Here is a 16,476-nt window from a genome sequence, read left to right as displayed (position 1 = left end):
CCGCTCACGAATACGCCTGCTCCTCATGCGACGAACCCAGTCCAGCCATGGCGCGGAAGAAGCCGACGAGCATCTCGTCGCGCGGCATGGCGCCTTCGACATCGCCCTGGACCGCCAGTCCCATCCAGAGCGCGTAAAGACCGATACCGGTCTGCATCGGCGGCAAGGCCGGACGAAGTGCGAAGCGTTGCGTCAGATCGGCGACGAGCTCACCGAACATCCGATAGCAGGCCGCCTTGCCCTCCCGGTGCCGCTCGGCGAAAGCCGGATCGCGCCGGGCATGGAGCTGCAATTCGATCGAGAGCAGTGACCATTGTGCCTCGTCGGCCAACTTCGCGAGCCGCGCGGCCAGCACCTGCAGCGTCGCCTCGATATCGTCGCCGGAGCAGTGCGCGACCAGGTCGCGAAGCAGTGTGACCTCGTCCTGGATATGGCTTTGCAGGATCTCGACCAGCAGATCATCCTTGCTGGCGAAGTTCGAGTAGAAGGCGCCCTGCGAATGCCCTGCGGCGCTGCAGATGTTGCGAATCGACATGGCAGCGACCCCCTCCTCGATAATCGAGGAATGCGCGGCCGCGATCAGCCGGTCCCGCGTCTGGCGCTGCGTGTCCTTGCGCGTAAGCGGCATGGGTTCGTTCTCCAACCAACGGGCGAGACGTGCGAAACCTTTTCGGAGGTTCCGCGTTCTCAGTGAAACCAGATATCAACTGATATCCTAAATCAACGGCGATTTCGACTCGAAATCGTTCCTGGGCAACGAAATCTCAGTGTGAAGGAGCGCTCTTGGCTCAAACCTACATTGGCTATTCCCCGGACGTGGAGGTTCTCGGCGAGGACGAGGAGCGGCTGACCGCCGAGATCCTCGAGATCATGGCCACCACCAACCGGCGGGCCTTCGAGCGTCATCGCCACGCCGTGCGCGACGCCCATGCCAAAAGCCATGGGTTCCTGAAGGGCGAACTGATCGTTCATGAACTGCCCTCGCATCTGCGCCAGGGCTTGTTCGCCCGACCCGCCAACTATCCGGTGGTGATCCGCCTCTCTTCGGCGCCGGGCGACATCCACTCCGATACCATTCCCGCGCCGCGTGGCATGGCGATCAAGGTGATCGGTGTCGATGGCGAGCGGCTTCTCCCCAAAGACCAGGGCCACAACCAGGATTTCCTGCTCGTCAACATCCCGACCTTGAGCTTCGGCACGATCGGTAAATATCGCCAGCTCATCAGCCTTCTGGAGAAGAATGCCCAGAACCCGGCCTTTCTCCAGCGAGCGATGGCTGGGGTCGCGCGCGGCGTGGAGGCGGCAGTCGAAGCGGTCGGCGTCGAGCCCGGCGCCACGCTGCGCGGGCTCGCTCGCGACAATAACCATCTGCTGGGCGAAACCTATCATTCGATGGCGGCGATCCGCTTCGGCGACCATATCGCCAAGATCAGTGCCGCGCCGTTCTCCGACAACGTCCGTGCACTGACCGGCAAGGATGTCGGCGCGGTTGAGGATTCCACCATGCGCGATCTGGTGGTTGAACATTTCCGCGAGCAAGGCGCAGAGTATCAGCTCCGTGCTCAGCTCTGTGCCGATCTCGACAGGATGCCGGTCGAGGACGCCGCCGTGCTCTGGCCGGAAGACCTTTCGCCGCACCAGCCGATCGCGACCCTGCGCATCCCGCCACAGGAGGCCTATTCGCCGGCGCGGCGCGTCTACGGCGATGATGTGCTGTCGTTCAATCCCTGGCACGGTATCCGCGATCATCAGCCACTCGGCTCGATCATGCGCGTGCGCATCGCCGCCTATGAACGATCCACCCGCTACCGCCACGAAATGAACGCGCAACCGCGCGTCGAGCCGGCGAGCATCGACGTCATTCCGGACTGACGATCCGATCGTCACACGCAATCACGAAAGGAGGCCAGCCATGGCCGAGACCGAAGAAACCCCGCAGATCGATGAAACCCGCTTGCAGGCCATCCGCCGCCGCATCGAGGAAGTGGTTGGCGATGCGCCACAGCTCGCCAAGCTCGCCCTCGAGCAGATGGTGACGAAGCATAATCCCGACCTCAAGGGCACAGCCGGCTCGGCCGGTCGCGTCGGCGCGCAGTCCGGCAATGTCTCCGAGCTCACCGCCATCGCCAACCTCAAGCCCGGCGGCGCGGATCGGCTGAAACGCATATTCGGGCTGGTGAACGGCAATTTCGACGGGGCGCAGAAGGTCGGCACGCTGCACAACATGCGGTTCGTGTTCTTCGACAACGACACCCGCATCCTGTTCGCCACCGCCTATGACGGCGACTGGGACACCTATATCAACGACTTCGCCACCAAGATCCCCGACCTGATGGACCTGCTCTTCGCCTCGGTCGAGGGCTGGCCGGGCATTGCGAGCCCCAAGGTCAAGGACTTCATCGCCGAGCATCAGATCACCGCCGCCGGCTGGTTCGTCGCCAACCCGCAGGTGACCGTCGTCGATGTGCGCCGGCTCCAGCGCATGGAGCATGCCGTCAACGAATTTCTCGACAAGGTGGGCTGAGCAATGGCGATCCTTCAGAAACTGAAAGAGCGCTTCCGGCGCGACAGCGTCACGCTCGACCTGCACGACATCCAGGCGCTGATTCTGCGAAGCCGGCCGGAGCCCTATGTCGGCATCCACGCCATGCTCCATTTCGACGAGGCCGAGGGCGCGCGCGACCTCCTCGGCCGGCTCGCGCCGCATATCGCCTCGGCCGACAACTGGAGCGACGATCTCGATTTCTGGATCGGGGCCGCACTCAGCTTCGAGGGGCTGAAGGCGCTCGGCCTGCCGGAAGCACAACTCAAGACCTTCCCGCTCCCCTTCCAGCAGGGCATGCCCGCACGCGCGGAGCAGCTTCGCGACTTCGGGCCCAACGCGCCTGAAAAGTGGGAAGAGGTCTTCAAGCCGGGCAACTGCCATCTCGCGCTGACCATCTATGCCGTGAATGATGCGGCGCTCGACAAAGCGCTGGCGACAGCGCGCGCCGAACTCGACCGGAGCAGCGGCGTGACCCTGCTCGGCGAGCATCGCTTCGGTGCGCCGGATGGCGCGAAAAACCCGTTCGGCTTCCGGGATTCGATCTCCCAGCCCGCAGTGGAGGGCAGCGGCGTTGATCCGCTGCCAGGCGAGGAGCGGCCGATCAAGGCCGGCGAATTCATCCTCGGCTATGAGAGCGAGAACGGCCAGCGGCGTTGTCACGTTGTTCGACTGAGGCCGGACGAAGCGCTTTCAGTTAAACTCAGGCAGTTGCGCCGGTCACGGCCTTCCAGTGCGCCATGACGCGGATCCGATGAATGTGGGTGGCGAGGGCGGAGTGTTTTTGATGCGACGGGACGAAATGATTTCTAACCGCTGAAAACACGGGGACAAATTGTTGCAGACTGCCGACGGATCGGAAGCCCTGCATCACTCGTTCTCGTTTTCGCAGCGGCAGATGGGAATTTTCCGCACGGTTGTTAAGGCCCTTGTGAGATCTATGTTCTACGGTCGGCATCACATCTCGCTTTGCCGCCCCGTATGAACGCAGTTTATCAGTGACAATCCTCTTTGGCGCGAGGCCTTGCTTCTTCAGCAGCCTGATCAGCAATCGCTTGGCAGCCTTGGTGTCTCGACGGGTCTGCACGATCTCGTCGAGAACATATCCGTCCTGGTCGACGGCTCGCCAAAGCCAATGCTTTCGCCCGCCGATCGTTACGACCACTTCGTCCAGATGCCAGATATCCTCTCGCGACGGCGCCTTTCTGCGCAGTCGCTTTGCGTAGGCCGCACCGAATTTCCGGCCCCAGCGCCGGATCGTTTCGTAGGACACGACAATGCCGCGCTCCAGCAGCATTTCTTCCACCAGCCGCAGGCTTAACGGGAACCGGAAATACAGCCAGACCGCATGGGCGATGATCTGCGGTGGGAAACGGTGGTTCTTGTAGCTGATGGTCGGCGTGCTCATCACGTCCGGTTATCCGTCAACCGTTAAGCCACGAACAACGTGACAACGCCGTTGCAGCTCCTCGGGTCCGCGCTCGATTGCGTTTCGAAGCATACGAAGGTGTAGAGCTTTCGCCTTTGCCGAGCTGATCGCGAGGTCCGGCGCCAGCTCCTGAACCTGAACTGCGACGATATCAAAGACTTGACGCTCAACTTTTTCGACGGCGTTTTGCGGCTCGCCTCGGTATGGGTAGACGTCCTCGGCGATCCATTCGTCGACGAGCGACCGAGCCTTTTCTGCGGCCTTTTCTCGGAAATAATCTTTAATCGCTGATCGGGCGTTTTCGACTGCCGCGGTGAGCAGAGGATCCATCTCCGACAGGGCAACCCGCTCCTCGTTGTGAAGCTCCTCGACGTAGGTAGATTTCAAGTAGGCGGAGAAAGAGAAGCCGGGCACGTGAAAGCGGGTCTCGACCTGATCGAACGGAAATCCGCTTGCGGAGCAGAGATATAGTACGCGGCGCGCATCGGTTCGCCATTCAATAACTTCCAGCTCAACGCTGTGCCGGGCACCTTCCGCAGTTTCGATCGGCGGCAGCGAAACCCTATGGTGGCTGGCGATCGCCTTTTCAGGATCGAGGCTCTGGCCGGCAATCGAGATTGATACGCCCCGATAATTCATGAGATAGAGCGCGAAAATCTCGTTCATGTCCTGAACGCCTTCGTCGCTCTCGAAGGTTCTGAAATCGCGCCGGAGATCACTGATCTCGACGATGACCCCTGTCGAGCGGCTTGGCGCTGGCGCTTCCTCGGTGATGGTGACGTCCGTGAGATCAGCTTGGAGCAGCTTGACCTCAAATGCCTTACGACCGGACGGCTCGTCGTAACACACCTTCCAAGTGGCGGACTGGCCGAGAGCAAATGCCTTGTAGCGGCCGCGTCCTTCTTGCCCATGGATCATACGATGATTGCGCTTCGTCTGGCGGATATGGCGTTTCCAGGAGCCACCGAGATTGCCGAAAAGAGCTCGCGCGTCGTTTCGTGAGAACCCGTCGCCATTGTCATAGACGACAATCTTGGACATTCCGCCAGCCAAGTCTTCGTATACGAATTCCACTGAGACATCGGTGGCATCGCCATCGAGGCTGTTCCACAAGAGCTCCGCTAGAGCTGGTATTGGTTTCGCCTTGGTTTGCCGTGCCAGAAAGTCATCTCTTACTGCAACGGAAACGTGTTCTTCGCCTGCCATGAGCCCTCCAGCCCCAGATTGGAGATATTTACTTTCGACCGGATAAGCTATGGCCCGCAGATCGGCAGCAGTTCTTGGTATCAAACGCGGTCCCATGCCCTTCTGGCAAGAGGCGCAGGCGTTTTCTGCGACACTAGACCGGCAAGTCAACGGAAAACATGCGTCTTCACCTTGCTGGGACCGATGTCCAGGTCGCGGACATCGAAGTCCTGGGTGCACTATTTTTTGTCGTGGATCATAGGGATCGGCGTCGGCGAACTATGGCAGCATTTGTCACCGCGTCCATGTGATAGCGCGAACGCGGCGTTGCGATTGCCAACGCTGCCTGGGTGGTCTGCCGCGAGATCGTTAGGCGCGGTCCGAAGGTAGATGTGGTCACGTCTCCGAGCGCCTCCGTCACCGCGAATATTGCGTGGAAGGATGATCCAGATACTACGCGATGTCCGTCGTCAGAACATTCGGCACAACTCGCGGCGTAGATTAGCGGAGTGCGGACCTCGTCAGGGGGTTGATGTTAGGCGGCGAACTTGCGGTGCTGCAAGCGCCGATGTTCGATGGTCTGTCGCTTGATCCTTTCGCGCAGTTTGATGATTGCCGGAACCCTGCCGAAGTAGGCGTCGGCAGGCGTCACGTTGGCCAGGCTCTCGTGGTATCGCTGGTGATTGTAGTGCTCGACGAAGGCCTCGATGTGGGCTTCGAGGTCGCCGGGCAGGAAGTAGTTTTCCAGCAAGATGCGGTTTTTCAGGGTCTGGTGCCAGCGCTCGATCTTGCCCTGGGTTTGGGGATGACACGGGGCGCCGCGGACATGGCTCATCTTCCGGGCCTCGATGTATTCCGCCAGCTCACCCGCGATGTAGCTGGGGCCATTATCGCTGAGTAGCCGGGGTTTGTGCAGCACCGTGGCGCTGTCGCAACCAGAAGCCGCCAGGGCGAGGTCCAGCGTGTCGGCGACGTCCTCGGCTCGCATGTTGGTGCACAGCTTCCAGGCGATGATGTAGCGCGAGAAGTCGTCGAGCACGGTCGACAGATACATCCAGCCCCACCCGATGATCTTGAAGTAGGTGAAGTCGGTCTGCCACATCTCGTTCGGCCGCGTGGTTTTCGTGTGGAACTGATCGGCAGCCTTGATCACGACATAGGCCGGGCTGGTGATCAGGTCGTGGGCCTTCAACAGGCGGTAAACCGTGGATTCCGACACGAAGTAGCGCTGCCCATCGGTGAAGCGCACGGCCAGTTCCCGGGGGCTCAGCTCAGACTGTTCCAGCGCCAGCTCGATGATCTGGTCGTGGATGCCCGCCGGGATGCGGTTCCACACCCGGCTCGGCGCCGATGGCCGATCTTCCAACGCCTCCGGCCCGCCTTCGAGGTAGCGATCATACCAGCGGTAGAATGTCCGACGAGGGATGCCGAGTTGGTCCAGCGTGCGCTTGGCCGACAGGTGCGACTGCTCGACGGTTCTGATGATCTCGAGCTTCTCGGATGCGGGATATCTCATTCGTCGTTGCCCCCATCCGCGACCATGCTTTTTTTGAGCAGACGGTTTTCCAGTGTCAGATCGGCCACGCATTCCTTTAGGGCCCGGGCTTCGCGGCGCAGGTCCTGGACCTCTCCGGTGGTCGCCGCACGGGCGGTGTCGCCGGCCAGGCGGCGCTTGCCAGCTTCCATGAACTCCTTCGACCAGGTGTAATACAGGCTCTGGGCAATGCCTTCCTTGCGGCATAGCTCGGCGATGCTGTCTTCCCCGCGCAGGCCATCCAGCACGATGCGGATCTTGTCCTCGGCCGAAAAGTGGCGCCGGGTCTGTCGGCGGATGTCCTTCACTACCCGCTCTGCTGGGGCCTTGGCGGGCGATTTTACATTGGAGGATCTGGGCTTCATCTTCGTTCCTTCGTCACTACGACGAAGCCCAGATCCTCCTTAAATCACAACCTCAAATCTGTGCCATTGGTGCTGACGGCGGACAGTCAGGATTACCGATCGGGCCAGACGCGACTGGCAAAGATCATGGTGAGGCCGAGCGCAGCGATCCTGATGAATTGCACGTTCATCTTCACAAAGGCCAACGACTGACCGGCGGGTTCCTAACCCCAGCTCCCGGCCGCCAGCCATTTGAGCGCGGACAGGCTTGGCATGAACAGATATTCGCCGCCCTTCATGACATTGAAAGTCTGCACACCGTCGATGCGCTTGCGCGCCGACGCCTGCGGGATCGTGAACCGGCCGTCATCCTCATGCAGGCCAACGATCGGATCGCGCTCTTCGCCAAGGTCGACGAAATTGCCTCGGTTGATCCACTCCTGCTGCATGAACTCGATCGTGTCATAGGCACGCGCGCTGATGAAGATGAAGAACAGGCCGCGATCGCCTTCGGCATCGTCTTCCGGCGCGACATCCTCGGAATAGACCGGTCCGAAGGTCGAGGAGCGGCGGATGATCCGGTGGATGTTGACGTCGGTAAGCAGCGTCAGCTCGGAATCGCGGGGATTGAGTCGACGCATATGGCAGCCGAGCGGCACAACGCGGCCTTTGGGGTCTTCCTTGAACGTGAAGTCATTGTTGCGCTGCGGATCGGCGCCGAGGTCGGGATCGTCATGGTCGGGCGACAGCGTCAAGGGCGCGCCGGAGCGCCAGCGCCCGAACATCTTGGCGGCTAATAGCTCGCGTTCCTCCGGCGTCTCGCCATGCGCCTTGAGGAAGGCGTTGAAGCAGCCGACCCGGCTGTTGTACTTGCGCATAACGACGAAGGTGCCGTTCTTGCCGAGCGCGGCGGGCTCCGGCATGCCGAGAGGCTGGCCGGGCGTTGTCACGTTGTTCGTGGCTTAACGGTTGACGGATAACCGGACGTGATGAGCACGCCGACCATCAGCTACAAGAACCACCATTTCCCACCGCAGATCATCGCCCATGCGGTCTGGCTGTATTTCCGGTTCCCGTTAAGCCTGCGGCTGGTGGAAGAAATGCTGCTGGAGCGCGGCATTGTCGTGTCCTACGAAACGATCCGGCGCTGGGGCCGGAAATTCGGTGCGGCCTACGCAAAGCGACTGCGCAGAAAGGCGCCGTCGCGAGAGGATATCTGGCATCTGGACGAAGTGGTCGTAACGATCGGCGGGCGAAAGCATTGGCTTTGGCGAGCCGTCGACCAGGACGGATATGTTCTCGACGAGATCGTGCAGACCCGTCGAGACACCAAGGCTGCCAAGCGATTGCTGATCAGGCTGCTGAAGAAGCAAGGCCTCGCGCCAAAGAGGATTGTCACTGATAAACTGCGTTCATACGGGGCGGCAAAGCGAGATGTGATGCCGACCGTAGAACATAGATCTCACAAGGGCCTTAACAACCGTGCGGAAAATTCCCATCTGCCGCTGCGAAAACGAGAACGAGTGATGCAGGGCTTCCGATCCGTCGGCAGTCTGCAACAATTTGTCCCCGTGTTTTCAGCGGTTAGAAATCATTTCGTCCCGTCGCATCAAAAACACTCCGCCCTCGCCACCCACATTCATCGGATCCGCGTCATGGCGCACTGGAAGGCCGTGACCGGCGCAACTGCCTGAGTTTAACTGAAAGCGCTTCGTCCGGCCTCAGTCGAACAACGTGACAACGCCCTTTGAACTATAAATATGCCACCTCTTTTTCGAGCTCCCGGATTACCAAGGGCTTTCGAACCAACCGCACGTCGCACGGATATTCTTCGTCGATTTCGGCGTCGGGTCCGGCGACGACAATCAGTTTCAGCGGGCGCATGCGTTGGAGAACGGTGAGGCAACGACGAAGGTCGACAGTGTCGGCGTCGATCAGCACAACGGCTATATCCTCATCCTCTGACACTGCCCTGCCCGCCTCCCCCGGGATCGTGGTGAAGAGTGACCGAAAGCCGAATTTATTGAACATCAGATCGTAGTCGATTGCATATTCGGATTGACGTTCGACGACCAGCGCCCTCGGTCTTTTGTCCCGAACGTAGCGGTGGGAGGAAGCACCCCAACGTGTTCTGGAAAAACTGAACGCACGCGCACCAACGCTCGCCATCGAACTCTCCATTGGATAGCATCCGTGTAATGTACCGGGCACCGTTCCTGGCGCTCACTTTTCTGCTTCAGCGATGTGGTCTGATCCGTGCTGCATCGTATGCAGGCCTGTCATCGCCCGGAAGAAGGCCAGCAGCATCTGTTCTCGTGGCATGGCCTGGGCCACGTCGCCCTGCATGGCCATACCCGACCAGAGAGCATAAAGGCCGATGCCGATTTGCAAGGGAGGCAAAGTTGGAAGTAGATCATAGTTCTCAACGAGATCCTCGATGAGTTCGCAAAACACCCGATAGCAGGTCGCCTTCGTGGCATTATGGCGTTTGGCAAACGCCTCGTCCCGGCGGGCATGGAGCTGCAATTCGATCGACAGAAGCGACCATTCGGGCTCGGCGGCGATATACGCAAGTCGCTCGGCCAGAACGCGTAGCGTTTCTTCAATGGTGTCGCTGGCTGCCTCGTGCACAATCCGTCGCAAAAGCGAAACTTCCTCAAGGATATGAATCTCCATCAGATCGACGAGGAGATCGTCCTTGCTCGAAAAATTCGAATAGAAAGCACCTTGCGTGCGCCCGGCGGCCGCGCAGATGCTACGGATCGAGAACGACGCGACGCCTTCCTGCACAATCGATGCATGGGCGGCTTCCAAGAGCTTCTCGCGTGTCTGACGCTGGGTTTCTTTTCTGCTCGTCGGCATTTTGTCTCCACAAAGCAAGCCGTGCTGGAACATTTCTGAAGGTAAGGCATTCTTATCTCAGATATCAAGCGATATCTCAACCCGAGCAAAGTCGATATGGTTTCAAGATAGATTTGAGGCGATCATTTGAGCGAGTACGTTCCCTATCATGCAGATGTCGAAATTCGAGCAGATGATGAGGATGCCCTCACTGCTGAAATCCTCGACATAATGGCTGAATCGAACCGCAAGGCATTCGAGCGCCACCGCCATGCCGTCCGCGACGCGCATGCCAAAAGTCATGGTTTTCTCAAGGGTGAATTGGTTGTGCCGGAACTTCCTGACCATCTGTGCCAGGGATTGTTTGCGCGACCGGCCACTTACTCCGTGATCATTCGCCTGTCCTCCGCACCTGGCGACATTCACTCCGACACCATCCCGGCACCACGTGGCATGGCGATCAAAGTCATCGGCGTCGATGGCGATCGGTTGCTGGCCGACGATGCCGGGCACAACCAGGACTTTCTGCTCGTCAACATCCCGGTTTTGAGCTTTGGCACGATCAAGAAGTACCGCCAGCTTGTCGGTCTCCTGGAGAAGAACGCGGAGAACCCGGCGTTCCTCCAGCGGGCCATGGCTGGTGTCGCGCGAGGCGTGGAGACGGCCGTGGAAGCGGTCGGCATCGAGCCAGGTGCGACCTTGAAGGGGTTGGCGCGCGATAATGCCCACTTGCTTGGCGAGACCTATCATTCGATGGCCGCGATCCGGTTTGGCGATTACATCGCCAAGATCAGCGCCGCGCCTTTGTCGGAAAACGTTCGCAATCTGACCGGTCAGGACGTCGGTGATATCGAGGACGGTACGATGCGCGATCTCGTCGTCGATCACTTCAGACAACAGGCCGCGGAATACGAACTGCGCGCCCAGCTCTGTCGCAGTTTAGACCATATGCCCGTCGAAGATGCCGCCGTGCTGTGGCGCGAGGAATTGTCTCCGCAACAGCCCATTGCAACGCTCCGCATTCCCGCTCAGGAGGCGTACTCCCCTGCCCGCCGGGTCTATGGTGACGATGTCTTATCCTTCAATCCCTGGCACGGGATCAAGGATCATCAACCGCTTGGATCGATCATGCGTATCCGCATTGCCGCATACGAGCGGTCGGCGGCACGCCGTCACGCGCTGAACGCGCAGCCCCGTTTAGAGCCGACATCGATCGACGAAATTCCGGATTGAATAATTCCTCATCGCCAGACAATTCATGAATGTCATGGAAAGGAGGCCAGCATGGCCGACACAGACGACACCCCACAGATCGACGAGACGCGTTTGCAAGCCATTCGGCGCAGGATCGAGGAGGTGGTCGGGGACGCCCCGCAACTCGCCAAGCTTGCGCTTGAGCAGATGGTCACAAAGCACAATCCCGATCTCAAGGGTACCGCAGGCTCCGCCGGTCGGGTCGGAGCCCAATCCGGCAATGTCTCCGAGCTGACGGCCATCGCCGATCTTAAGCCCGGTGGCGCCGACCGGCTTCGGCGCATTTTCAATCTGGTGAATGGCAATTTCGACGGCGCTCAGAAGGTTGGCACGCTGCACAACATGCGTTTCGTCTTCTTTGACAATGACACGCGCATCCTCTTCGCCACCGCCTATGATGGCGACTGGGATACCTATATCAACGACTTCGCCACCAAAATCCCGGATCTGATGGATCTGCTCTTCGCCTCCGTCGAGGGCTGGCCTGGCATCGCAAGCCCCAAGGTCAAGGACTTTATCGCCGAACATCAGATTACCGCGGCCGGATGGTTCGTTGCCAATCCGCAGGTCACCGTGGTCGATGTGCGGCGGCTGCAACGAATGGAGCATGCCGTCAATGAATTCCTAGACAAGGTGGGCTGAGTATGAACCTTCTCCAATCGATCAGGCAACGGTTTCGACGCGACAGCGTCTCTCTCGAGCTGGATGACATCCAGGCACTGATCCTCAGAAGCCGCCCCGAGCCTTATGTCGGCATCCACGCCATGCTCCACTTCGATGAGCCCGAGGGTGCAAGGGATCTTCTTGGTCGCCTTGCGCCTCACATTGCCTCGGCAGACAACTGGACCGACAATCTCGATTTCTGGATCGGCGCGGCACTGAGCTTTGAAGGTCTGAAGGCACTCGGCGTTCCGGACGCTCAACTCAACACCTTTCCCTTGCCGTTTCAGCAGGGTATGGCGGCCAGGCGTGAACAGCTTCGCGACTTCGGTCCAAATGCGCCTGAGCAGTGGGAGGACGTGTTCAAACCCGGAAACTGTCATCTGGCGTTGACTATATATGCCGTCGACGACGCGGCACTCGACAAGGCGCTGGCGACGGCGCGGGCAGAACTCGACAGAAGCAACGGCGTCACGCTCCTCGGTGAGCATCGCTTCGGGGCACCTGATGGTGCTAAAAACCCGTTCGGGTTTCGGGATTCGATCTCGCAGCCGGCCGTCGAAGGCAGCGGGATTGATCCGCTTCCCGGCGAGGAGCGGCCGATCAAAGCTGGGGAGTTCATTCTTGGTTATGAAAGCGAAAACGGCCAGGAACTGGCCATGCCGCAGCCTGCGGTGCTCGGCAGGAACGGCACCTTCGTTGTCCTGCGCAAGTTCCAGAGCCGCGTCGGATGCTTTAATGCGTTCCTCAAGGCCCATGGTGAGACTGAAGAGAAACGCGAGCTCCTTGCTGCCAAAATGTTCGGTCGCTGGCGATCTGGCGCCCCGCTCATTCTGTCGCCGGATCACGACGATCCGCATCTCGGCAATGATCCACAACGCAACAATGACTTCAATTTCAAGGATGATCCGAAGGGACGCGTCGTACCCCTTGGCTGTCACATGCGCCGGCTCAATCCGCGCGACTCCGAGCTGACCCTGCTGACCGACGTCAACATCCATCGCATCATTCGCAGATCATCGACGTTTGGTCCGGTCTATTCAGAGGATGTCACGCCGCAAGATGACGGCAAGGCTGACCGGGGAATTTTCTTCATCTTCATCAGCGCGCGGGCCTATGACACGATCGAGTTCATGCAGCAGGAATGGATCAACCGGGGTAACTTTGTCGATCTCGGGGAAGAGCGAGATCCGATCGTGGGATTGCACGAAGAAGATGGCCAGTTCACCATTCCGCAGACTCCGGTTCGTAAGCGGGTCGACGGCGTTCAGACCTTCAACGTCATGAAGGGCGGCGAATATCTGTTCATGCCAAGTCTTTCAGCGCTCAAGTGGATCGCTGATGCCGGATGGAAAAGGCAGCCGGCAGATGCCTCTGCGCAATGACGGATATCGGCAATCAGGCCGCACCCTGGATGGATATCGAGGAATTCACCCTGGCTGCTCGCGGAATGGTGTTCTCGGGCCTGGCGTGCGGGCCGAAAGAAGGGGAAACTGTCCTTCTCCTTCATGGCTTCCCGCAATTCGCCGACAGCTGGGCGGAAGTGGCAGTGGCGCTGGCAAAAGCCGGCTATCGCGCGATCGCCATCGATCAACGCGGCTATTCGGCAGGTGCGCGGCCCGAAACAGTACGCGATTACGCGGTGGATGACCTTGTCGCCGACGTGCTCGCAATCGCAATCGCTCTTGGTCTGGAGCGGTTTCATCTGGCCGGTCATGACTGGGGCGGTATCGTCGCCTGGAGCCTTGCAGCCAGATATCCGGATCGGCTTCAGTCGCTATCGATCGTTTCGACACCGCATGTCGATGCACTGCTGGAGGCCCGCCGGACCGACAGGGATCAAAAGCGGCGCTCACGCTATATCACTGTTTTTCGGCTTCCCTTCCATGTCGCGGAATGGCTGCTCTTGCGACGTGGCGCCAGCGCGCTGAAGCGAGTATTCAAGGACAAGCTGCCGAAACCGCGTCTCGATGATTACGTATCCCGCTTGTCACAGCCCGGCGTGCTGACGGCTGGACTGAGCTGGTATCGGGCACTCGATCTTCACATCCGCATCGGCAGGATTAACGTGCCCACCGTATTTATCTGGGGAAGCAACGATCAGGCGCTTGGCCGGGCCGCGGCGGAAGCGACAAGCGCGCATGTCAACGCTTCCTATCGCTTCGTCGAACTGCAAGGAGGCTCTCACTGGCTGCTGGAAGAGTCTCCAGAGGTCGTTGCCGAAGCGCTCATCGATCACCTCAAGGCTAATGCGCCATCGAACGTGAAATTTTCACCTCAGATATCAAGCGATATGTGACTTATTCGCCACCAATTGTCACGAACGTTCAGAACGGCGTTGTCACGTTGTTCGACTGAGGCCGGACGAAGCGCTTTCAGTTAAACTCAGGCAGTTGCGCCGGTCACGGCCTTCCAGTGCGCCATGGCGCGGATCCGATGAATGTGGGTGGCGAGGGCGGAGTGTTTTTGAGGTTCTTCCTCACTTTGTGTGGTTCATTCGCCGTTAGCGAGGTTTTGGCTATGGGCGGGCATGCGAACGAAATCGAAATGGTCGCCCGGTCCAGGGGTCAAAGTACTGGGTGTCGCGCTCACCGTTGATCACGGTTGGGTTGTTTCCGCAGCTGGATCCAAGATCGGAGTATGCCCCGATTGTGGATGTCGAAGCCGAAGTCGGCATGGCTGGTCCTGCCGCAGCCTCCAGGATCTGCCAGTCCAGGGCAAGCCCGTGACAGTGAAGCTCCTGCTGAGCCGCTGGCGATGTGCACATGGGGAATGCGCACGACGAACGTTCACCGACCGTCTTCCGATGGTAGCTGATCCATACGCGCGTCGGACAAGAAGGGTCGGAGAGATTGTTGGCTTGCTCGGCCATAGCACTGGCGGCCGTCCTGGCGAGCGGTTGATGCAACGGCTCGGCATACCGGTCAGCGACGACACTATCCTGCGGCAACTGAAACGGGATGCTGCAGTTGCCCAACGCAATTCCAAGATACGGGTGGTCGGTATCGATGATTGGAGTTGGCGGCGCGCGACGAGCTATGGGACCATCATGGTCGACCTCGAGCGCCGCTCGGTTATTGACATACTGGATGACCGTAGCGTCGAGAATGCGGCCAAGTGGCTTCGGAGTCATCCTTCCATCGAGATTGTCAGCCGCGACCGCTGCGGCCTGTATGCGCAGGCCACCCGTGAAGGCGCACCGCAGGCCCGGCAGGTCGCCGATCGGTTTCATCTGGTCCAGAACCTTCGTTCGGCCATCGAAGAACAGATGAGCCTTTCCGGGCGTGCCACCGGCAGGGCCATTCTTTCGGAGGACGCAATTGTTGACGCTGCGACACATCGCCGGCGCGCCCGTCTTGCGCATAGGCAATCTCGCCAGGAGATATTCGACATGCTCCATGCCTTGCGCCAGCAAGGGCTGTCCTACAGCGAGATCGCCAGACGGACCGGCTATGAGCGTCGCAGCATAACGAAGTGGCTCAAGTTCGAGGCTCCACAAGACAGGCGACGAGCAGCACTGAACCCCACATCACCATGGTATTTCGAAGCCTTCCTTGCGCAATGCTGGAAGGATGGGAACCGGCGCGGACGGCATCTGTTTCACGACGTCAAGCAGCGCGGCTACACCGGCAGCTTCGCCAATCTGGAGCGGTTGCTCGGAGCTTGGCGGCGGGCCGAAAGGGGACAGGCCGATGATGTACCGCCCGCCGCGTTGAAGTCGGAACCGGTTCGAGATCCCGAAACCGGTCATGCAATCTCTCCGGTGGTTGCCGCGGCGCTATGTATCAAGCCGCGAGGCCTGCTGACGGACCGGCAGGCAAGGAAGGTCGACGCCCTGAAGCAGGGATCTGAGGCGTTTGTCGAGATGCGACGCCTGGCGATGCGCTTCAAGGGGCTCCGTGGGAATCTCTGCAATATTACCCGCTAAGAGATTTTTGGTGTGACGGAAAACAGATGATTTCCGCGTAGCGGTTCGGCGGGTCGAAATCGACGGGGTGACTGGGCAATTATTTGCGCGACAAACCCTGTCGGAATGTGAGACTGTGCGGCAACACGGAATTTGAGGTTTGTCGTGCATGTTGATCGGTTACATGCGGGTATCGAGCGGTGATGAGCGGCAGTCGGTTGCCTTGCAGCGCGACGCCCTGCTCGCGGCCGGGGTCGATCAGCGTCACCTGCATCAGGATCGCGCTTCGGGCGCGCGCGACGATCGGCCGGGGCTGAAGGCTTGCCTTGCGGAATTGTGCGAGGGTGACGTGCTGGTCGTTTGGAAGCTCGACCGTCTGGGCCGATCACTCTCCCACCTGATCAGAATCGTTGAGGATCTGAAGATGCGCGGGGTCGCCTTCCGCTCTTTGACGGAAGCTATCGACACGACGAATTCGCACGGTGCGTTCCTGTTCAACCTGTTTGGCACGCTCGCCGAATACGAGAGAGTGCTGATCACGGAGCGGGTCAACGCTGGACTGGCGGCGGCACGCCGGCGCGGTCGCAAGGGCGGTAGGCCACCGACGATCGACACCGAAAAGGTTGAGCAGATTCTGGCGGCGCTGGAAGCCGGCGCCAGCAAGGCGTCGGTGTGTCGGACATTCAAGGTGCCGCGCTCGACTCTCATCGATACATTGCGGCGAACCGGATGGACCGGACCGGGCAAAGAAGATGAGCCTGCTCCCCCAGTTTGAGAGCG

14 protein-coding genes and 4 pseudogenes are annotated in these 16,476 nt (G+C 59.8%); 10 read left to right on the top strand and 8 right to left on the bottom strand.

Annotated features, from left to right (window positions below):
- Nucleotides 1-4 precede the first annotated feature (4 nt).
- Nucleotides 5-628, bottom strand: a complete 624-nt coding sequence (locus GA0004734_RS25400; protein ID WP_050746444.1) for a TetR/AcrR family transcriptional regulator — start codon at nt 626-628, stop codon at nt 5-7.
- Nucleotides 629-816: 188 nt separating this feature from the next.
- Between GA0004734_RS25400 and GA0004734_RS25395 the strand changes: the two genes are divergently transcribed.
- From GA0004734_RS25395 to GA0004734_RS25385, 3 genes are read left to right on the top strand one after another with little or no spacing between them, the layout of a single operon-like run.
- On the top strand, nt 817-1,872 hold the full coding sequence (locus tag GA0004734_RS25395; protein ID WP_092938924.1) for a catalase family protein: 1,056 nt from the start codon (nt 817-819) through the stop codon (nt 1,870-1,872).
- Between the two features lie 40 nt (nt 1,873-1,912).
- A complete protein-coding gene (locus tag GA0004734_RS25390) occupies nt 1,913-2,524 on the top strand; it encodes a hypothetical protein (RefSeq protein ID WP_092938813.1) in 612 nt (203 codons plus the stop codon).
- Nucleotides 2,525-2,527: 3 nt separating this feature from the next.
- The gene (locus GA0004734_RS25385; protein WP_210173781.1) at nt 2,528-3,286 is read left to right on the top strand and encodes a hypothetical protein; all 759 of its coding nucleotides are present in this window, start codon (nt 2,528-2,530) and stop codon (nt 3,284-3,286) included.
- On the opposite strand, the pseudogene GA0004734_RS25380 reads toward GA0004734_RS25385, so the two are convergent.
- The 4 genes and pseudogenes from GA0004734_RS25380 to GA0004734_RS25360 all read right to left on the bottom strand — a co-directional run bounded on the left by GA0004734_RS25380 (nt 3,246) and on the right by GA0004734_RS25360 (nt 7,984).
- Nucleotides 3,246-3,963, bottom strand: a pseudogene (locus tag GA0004734_RS25380) (IS6 family transposase). The gene GA0004734_RS25385 and the pseudogene GA0004734_RS25380 overlap by 41 nt on opposite strands.
- Nucleotides 3,960-5,177 (bottom strand): ATP-binding protein, encoded by a 1,218-nt coding sequence (locus GA0004734_RS25375; protein WP_139056353.1) that lies wholly within the window; start codon nt 5,175-5,177, stop codon nt 3,960-3,962. The pseudogene GA0004734_RS25380 and the gene GA0004734_RS25375 overlap by 4 nt, the downstream one beginning before the upstream one ends.
- Nucleotides 5,178-5,691: 514 nt before the next feature.
- Nucleotides 5,692-7,055, bottom strand: a protein-coding gene (locus GA0004734_RS25370) for an IS3 family transposase (RefSeq protein WP_092938811.1) whose coding sequence is annotated in 2 segments (ribosomal slippage) — nt 5,692-6,707 and nt 6,707-7,055 — 1,365 coding nt in all. Because the reading frame shifts where the segments join, the coding sequence is not laid out codon by codon here.
- A gap of 203 nt (nt 7,056-7,258) precedes the next feature.
- A complete protein-coding gene (locus GA0004734_RS25360; protein ID WP_210173780.1) occupies nt 7,259-7,984 on the bottom strand; it encodes a Dyp-type peroxidase in 726 nt (241 codons plus the stop codon).
- A 26-nt stretch (nt 7,985-8,010) separates the two neighbouring features.
- Between GA0004734_RS25360 and GA0004734_RS25355 the strand changes: the two are divergent.
- Nucleotides 8,011-8,728 (top strand): annotated as a pseudogene (locus GA0004734_RS25355) (IS6 family transposase).
- A gap of 58 nt (nt 8,729-8,786) precedes the next feature.
- On the opposite strand, the gene GA0004734_RS25350 reads toward GA0004734_RS25355, so the two are convergent.
- Nucleotides 8,787-9,203, bottom strand: a complete 417-nt coding sequence (locus GA0004734_RS25350; RefSeq protein ID WP_092938808.1) for a hypothetical protein — start codon at nt 9,201-9,203, stop codon at nt 8,787-8,789.
- Nucleotides 9,204-9,257: 54 nt separating this feature from the next.
- Nucleotides 9,258-9,896 (bottom strand): TetR/AcrR family transcriptional regulator, encoded by a 639-nt coding sequence (locus GA0004734_RS25345; protein WP_092938806.1) that lies wholly within the window; start codon nt 9,894-9,896, stop codon nt 9,258-9,260.
- 126 nt (nt 9,897-10,022) lie between these two features.
- Here GA0004734_RS25345 and GA0004734_RS25340 point away from each other — a divergent pair, with 126 nt between their 5' ends.
- Genes GA0004734_RS25340 through GA0004734_RS25325 form a run of 4 tightly spaced genes read left to right on the top strand, consistent with a single transcriptional unit; the run spans nt 10,023 to nt 14,088 of the window.
- Nucleotides 10,023-11,108, top strand: coding sequence for a catalase family protein (locus tag GA0004734_RS25340; RefSeq protein WP_175386694.1), 1,086 nt, complete (start codon nt 10,023-10,025; stop codon nt 11,106-11,108).
- Nucleotides 11,109-11,159: 51 nt separating this feature from the next.
- On the top strand, nt 11,160-11,771 hold the full coding sequence (locus GA0004734_RS25335; RefSeq protein WP_046797775.1) for a hypothetical protein: 612 nt from the start codon (nt 11,160-11,162) through the stop codon (nt 11,769-11,771).
- A 2-nt stretch (nt 11,772-11,773) separates the two neighbouring features.
- Nucleotides 11,774-13,174 (top strand): Dyp-type peroxidase, encoded by a 1,401-nt coding sequence (locus GA0004734_RS25330; protein ID WP_092938802.1) that lies wholly within the window; start codon nt 11,774-11,776, stop codon nt 13,172-13,174.
- Nucleotides 13,171-14,088 (top strand): alpha/beta fold hydrolase, encoded by a 918-nt coding sequence (locus tag GA0004734_RS25325; protein ID WP_210173779.1) that lies wholly within the window; start codon nt 13,171-13,173, stop codon nt 14,086-14,088. The genes GA0004734_RS25330 and GA0004734_RS25325 overlap by 4 nt, the downstream gene beginning before the upstream one ends.
- Before the next feature lie 86 nt (nt 14,089-14,174).
- Here the strand turns inward: GA0004734_RS25325 and GA0004734_RS25320 are convergent.
- Nucleotides 14,175-14,258, bottom strand: a pseudogene (locus GA0004734_RS25320) (IS6 family transposase); the annotation flags it as partial.
- 61 nt (nt 14,259-14,319) lie between these two features.
- Here GA0004734_RS25320 and GA0004734_RS25315 point away from each other — a divergent pair.
- Together GA0004734_RS25315 and GA0004734_RS25310 are read left to right on the top strand one after the other, a co-directional pair.
- Nucleotides 14,320-15,693, top strand: a pseudogene (locus tag GA0004734_RS25315) (ISL3 family transposase); the annotation flags it as partial.
- A gap of 172 nt (nt 15,694-15,865) precedes the next feature.
- Nucleotides 15,866-16,471, top strand: a complete 606-nt coding sequence (locus tag GA0004734_RS25310) for a recombinase family protein (protein WP_055971942.1) — start codon at nt 15,866-15,868, stop codon at nt 16,469-16,471.
- The last annotated feature ends 5 nt before the right edge of the window (nt 16,472-16,476 follow it).

The organism is Rhizobium sp. 9140 (genome assembly GCF_900067135.1).
Classification (GTDB): domain Bacteria; phylum Pseudomonadota; class Alphaproteobacteria; order Rhizobiales; family Rhizobiaceae; genus Ferranicluibacter.
This window is presented reverse-complemented; position numbering and strand designations above follow the sequence as displayed.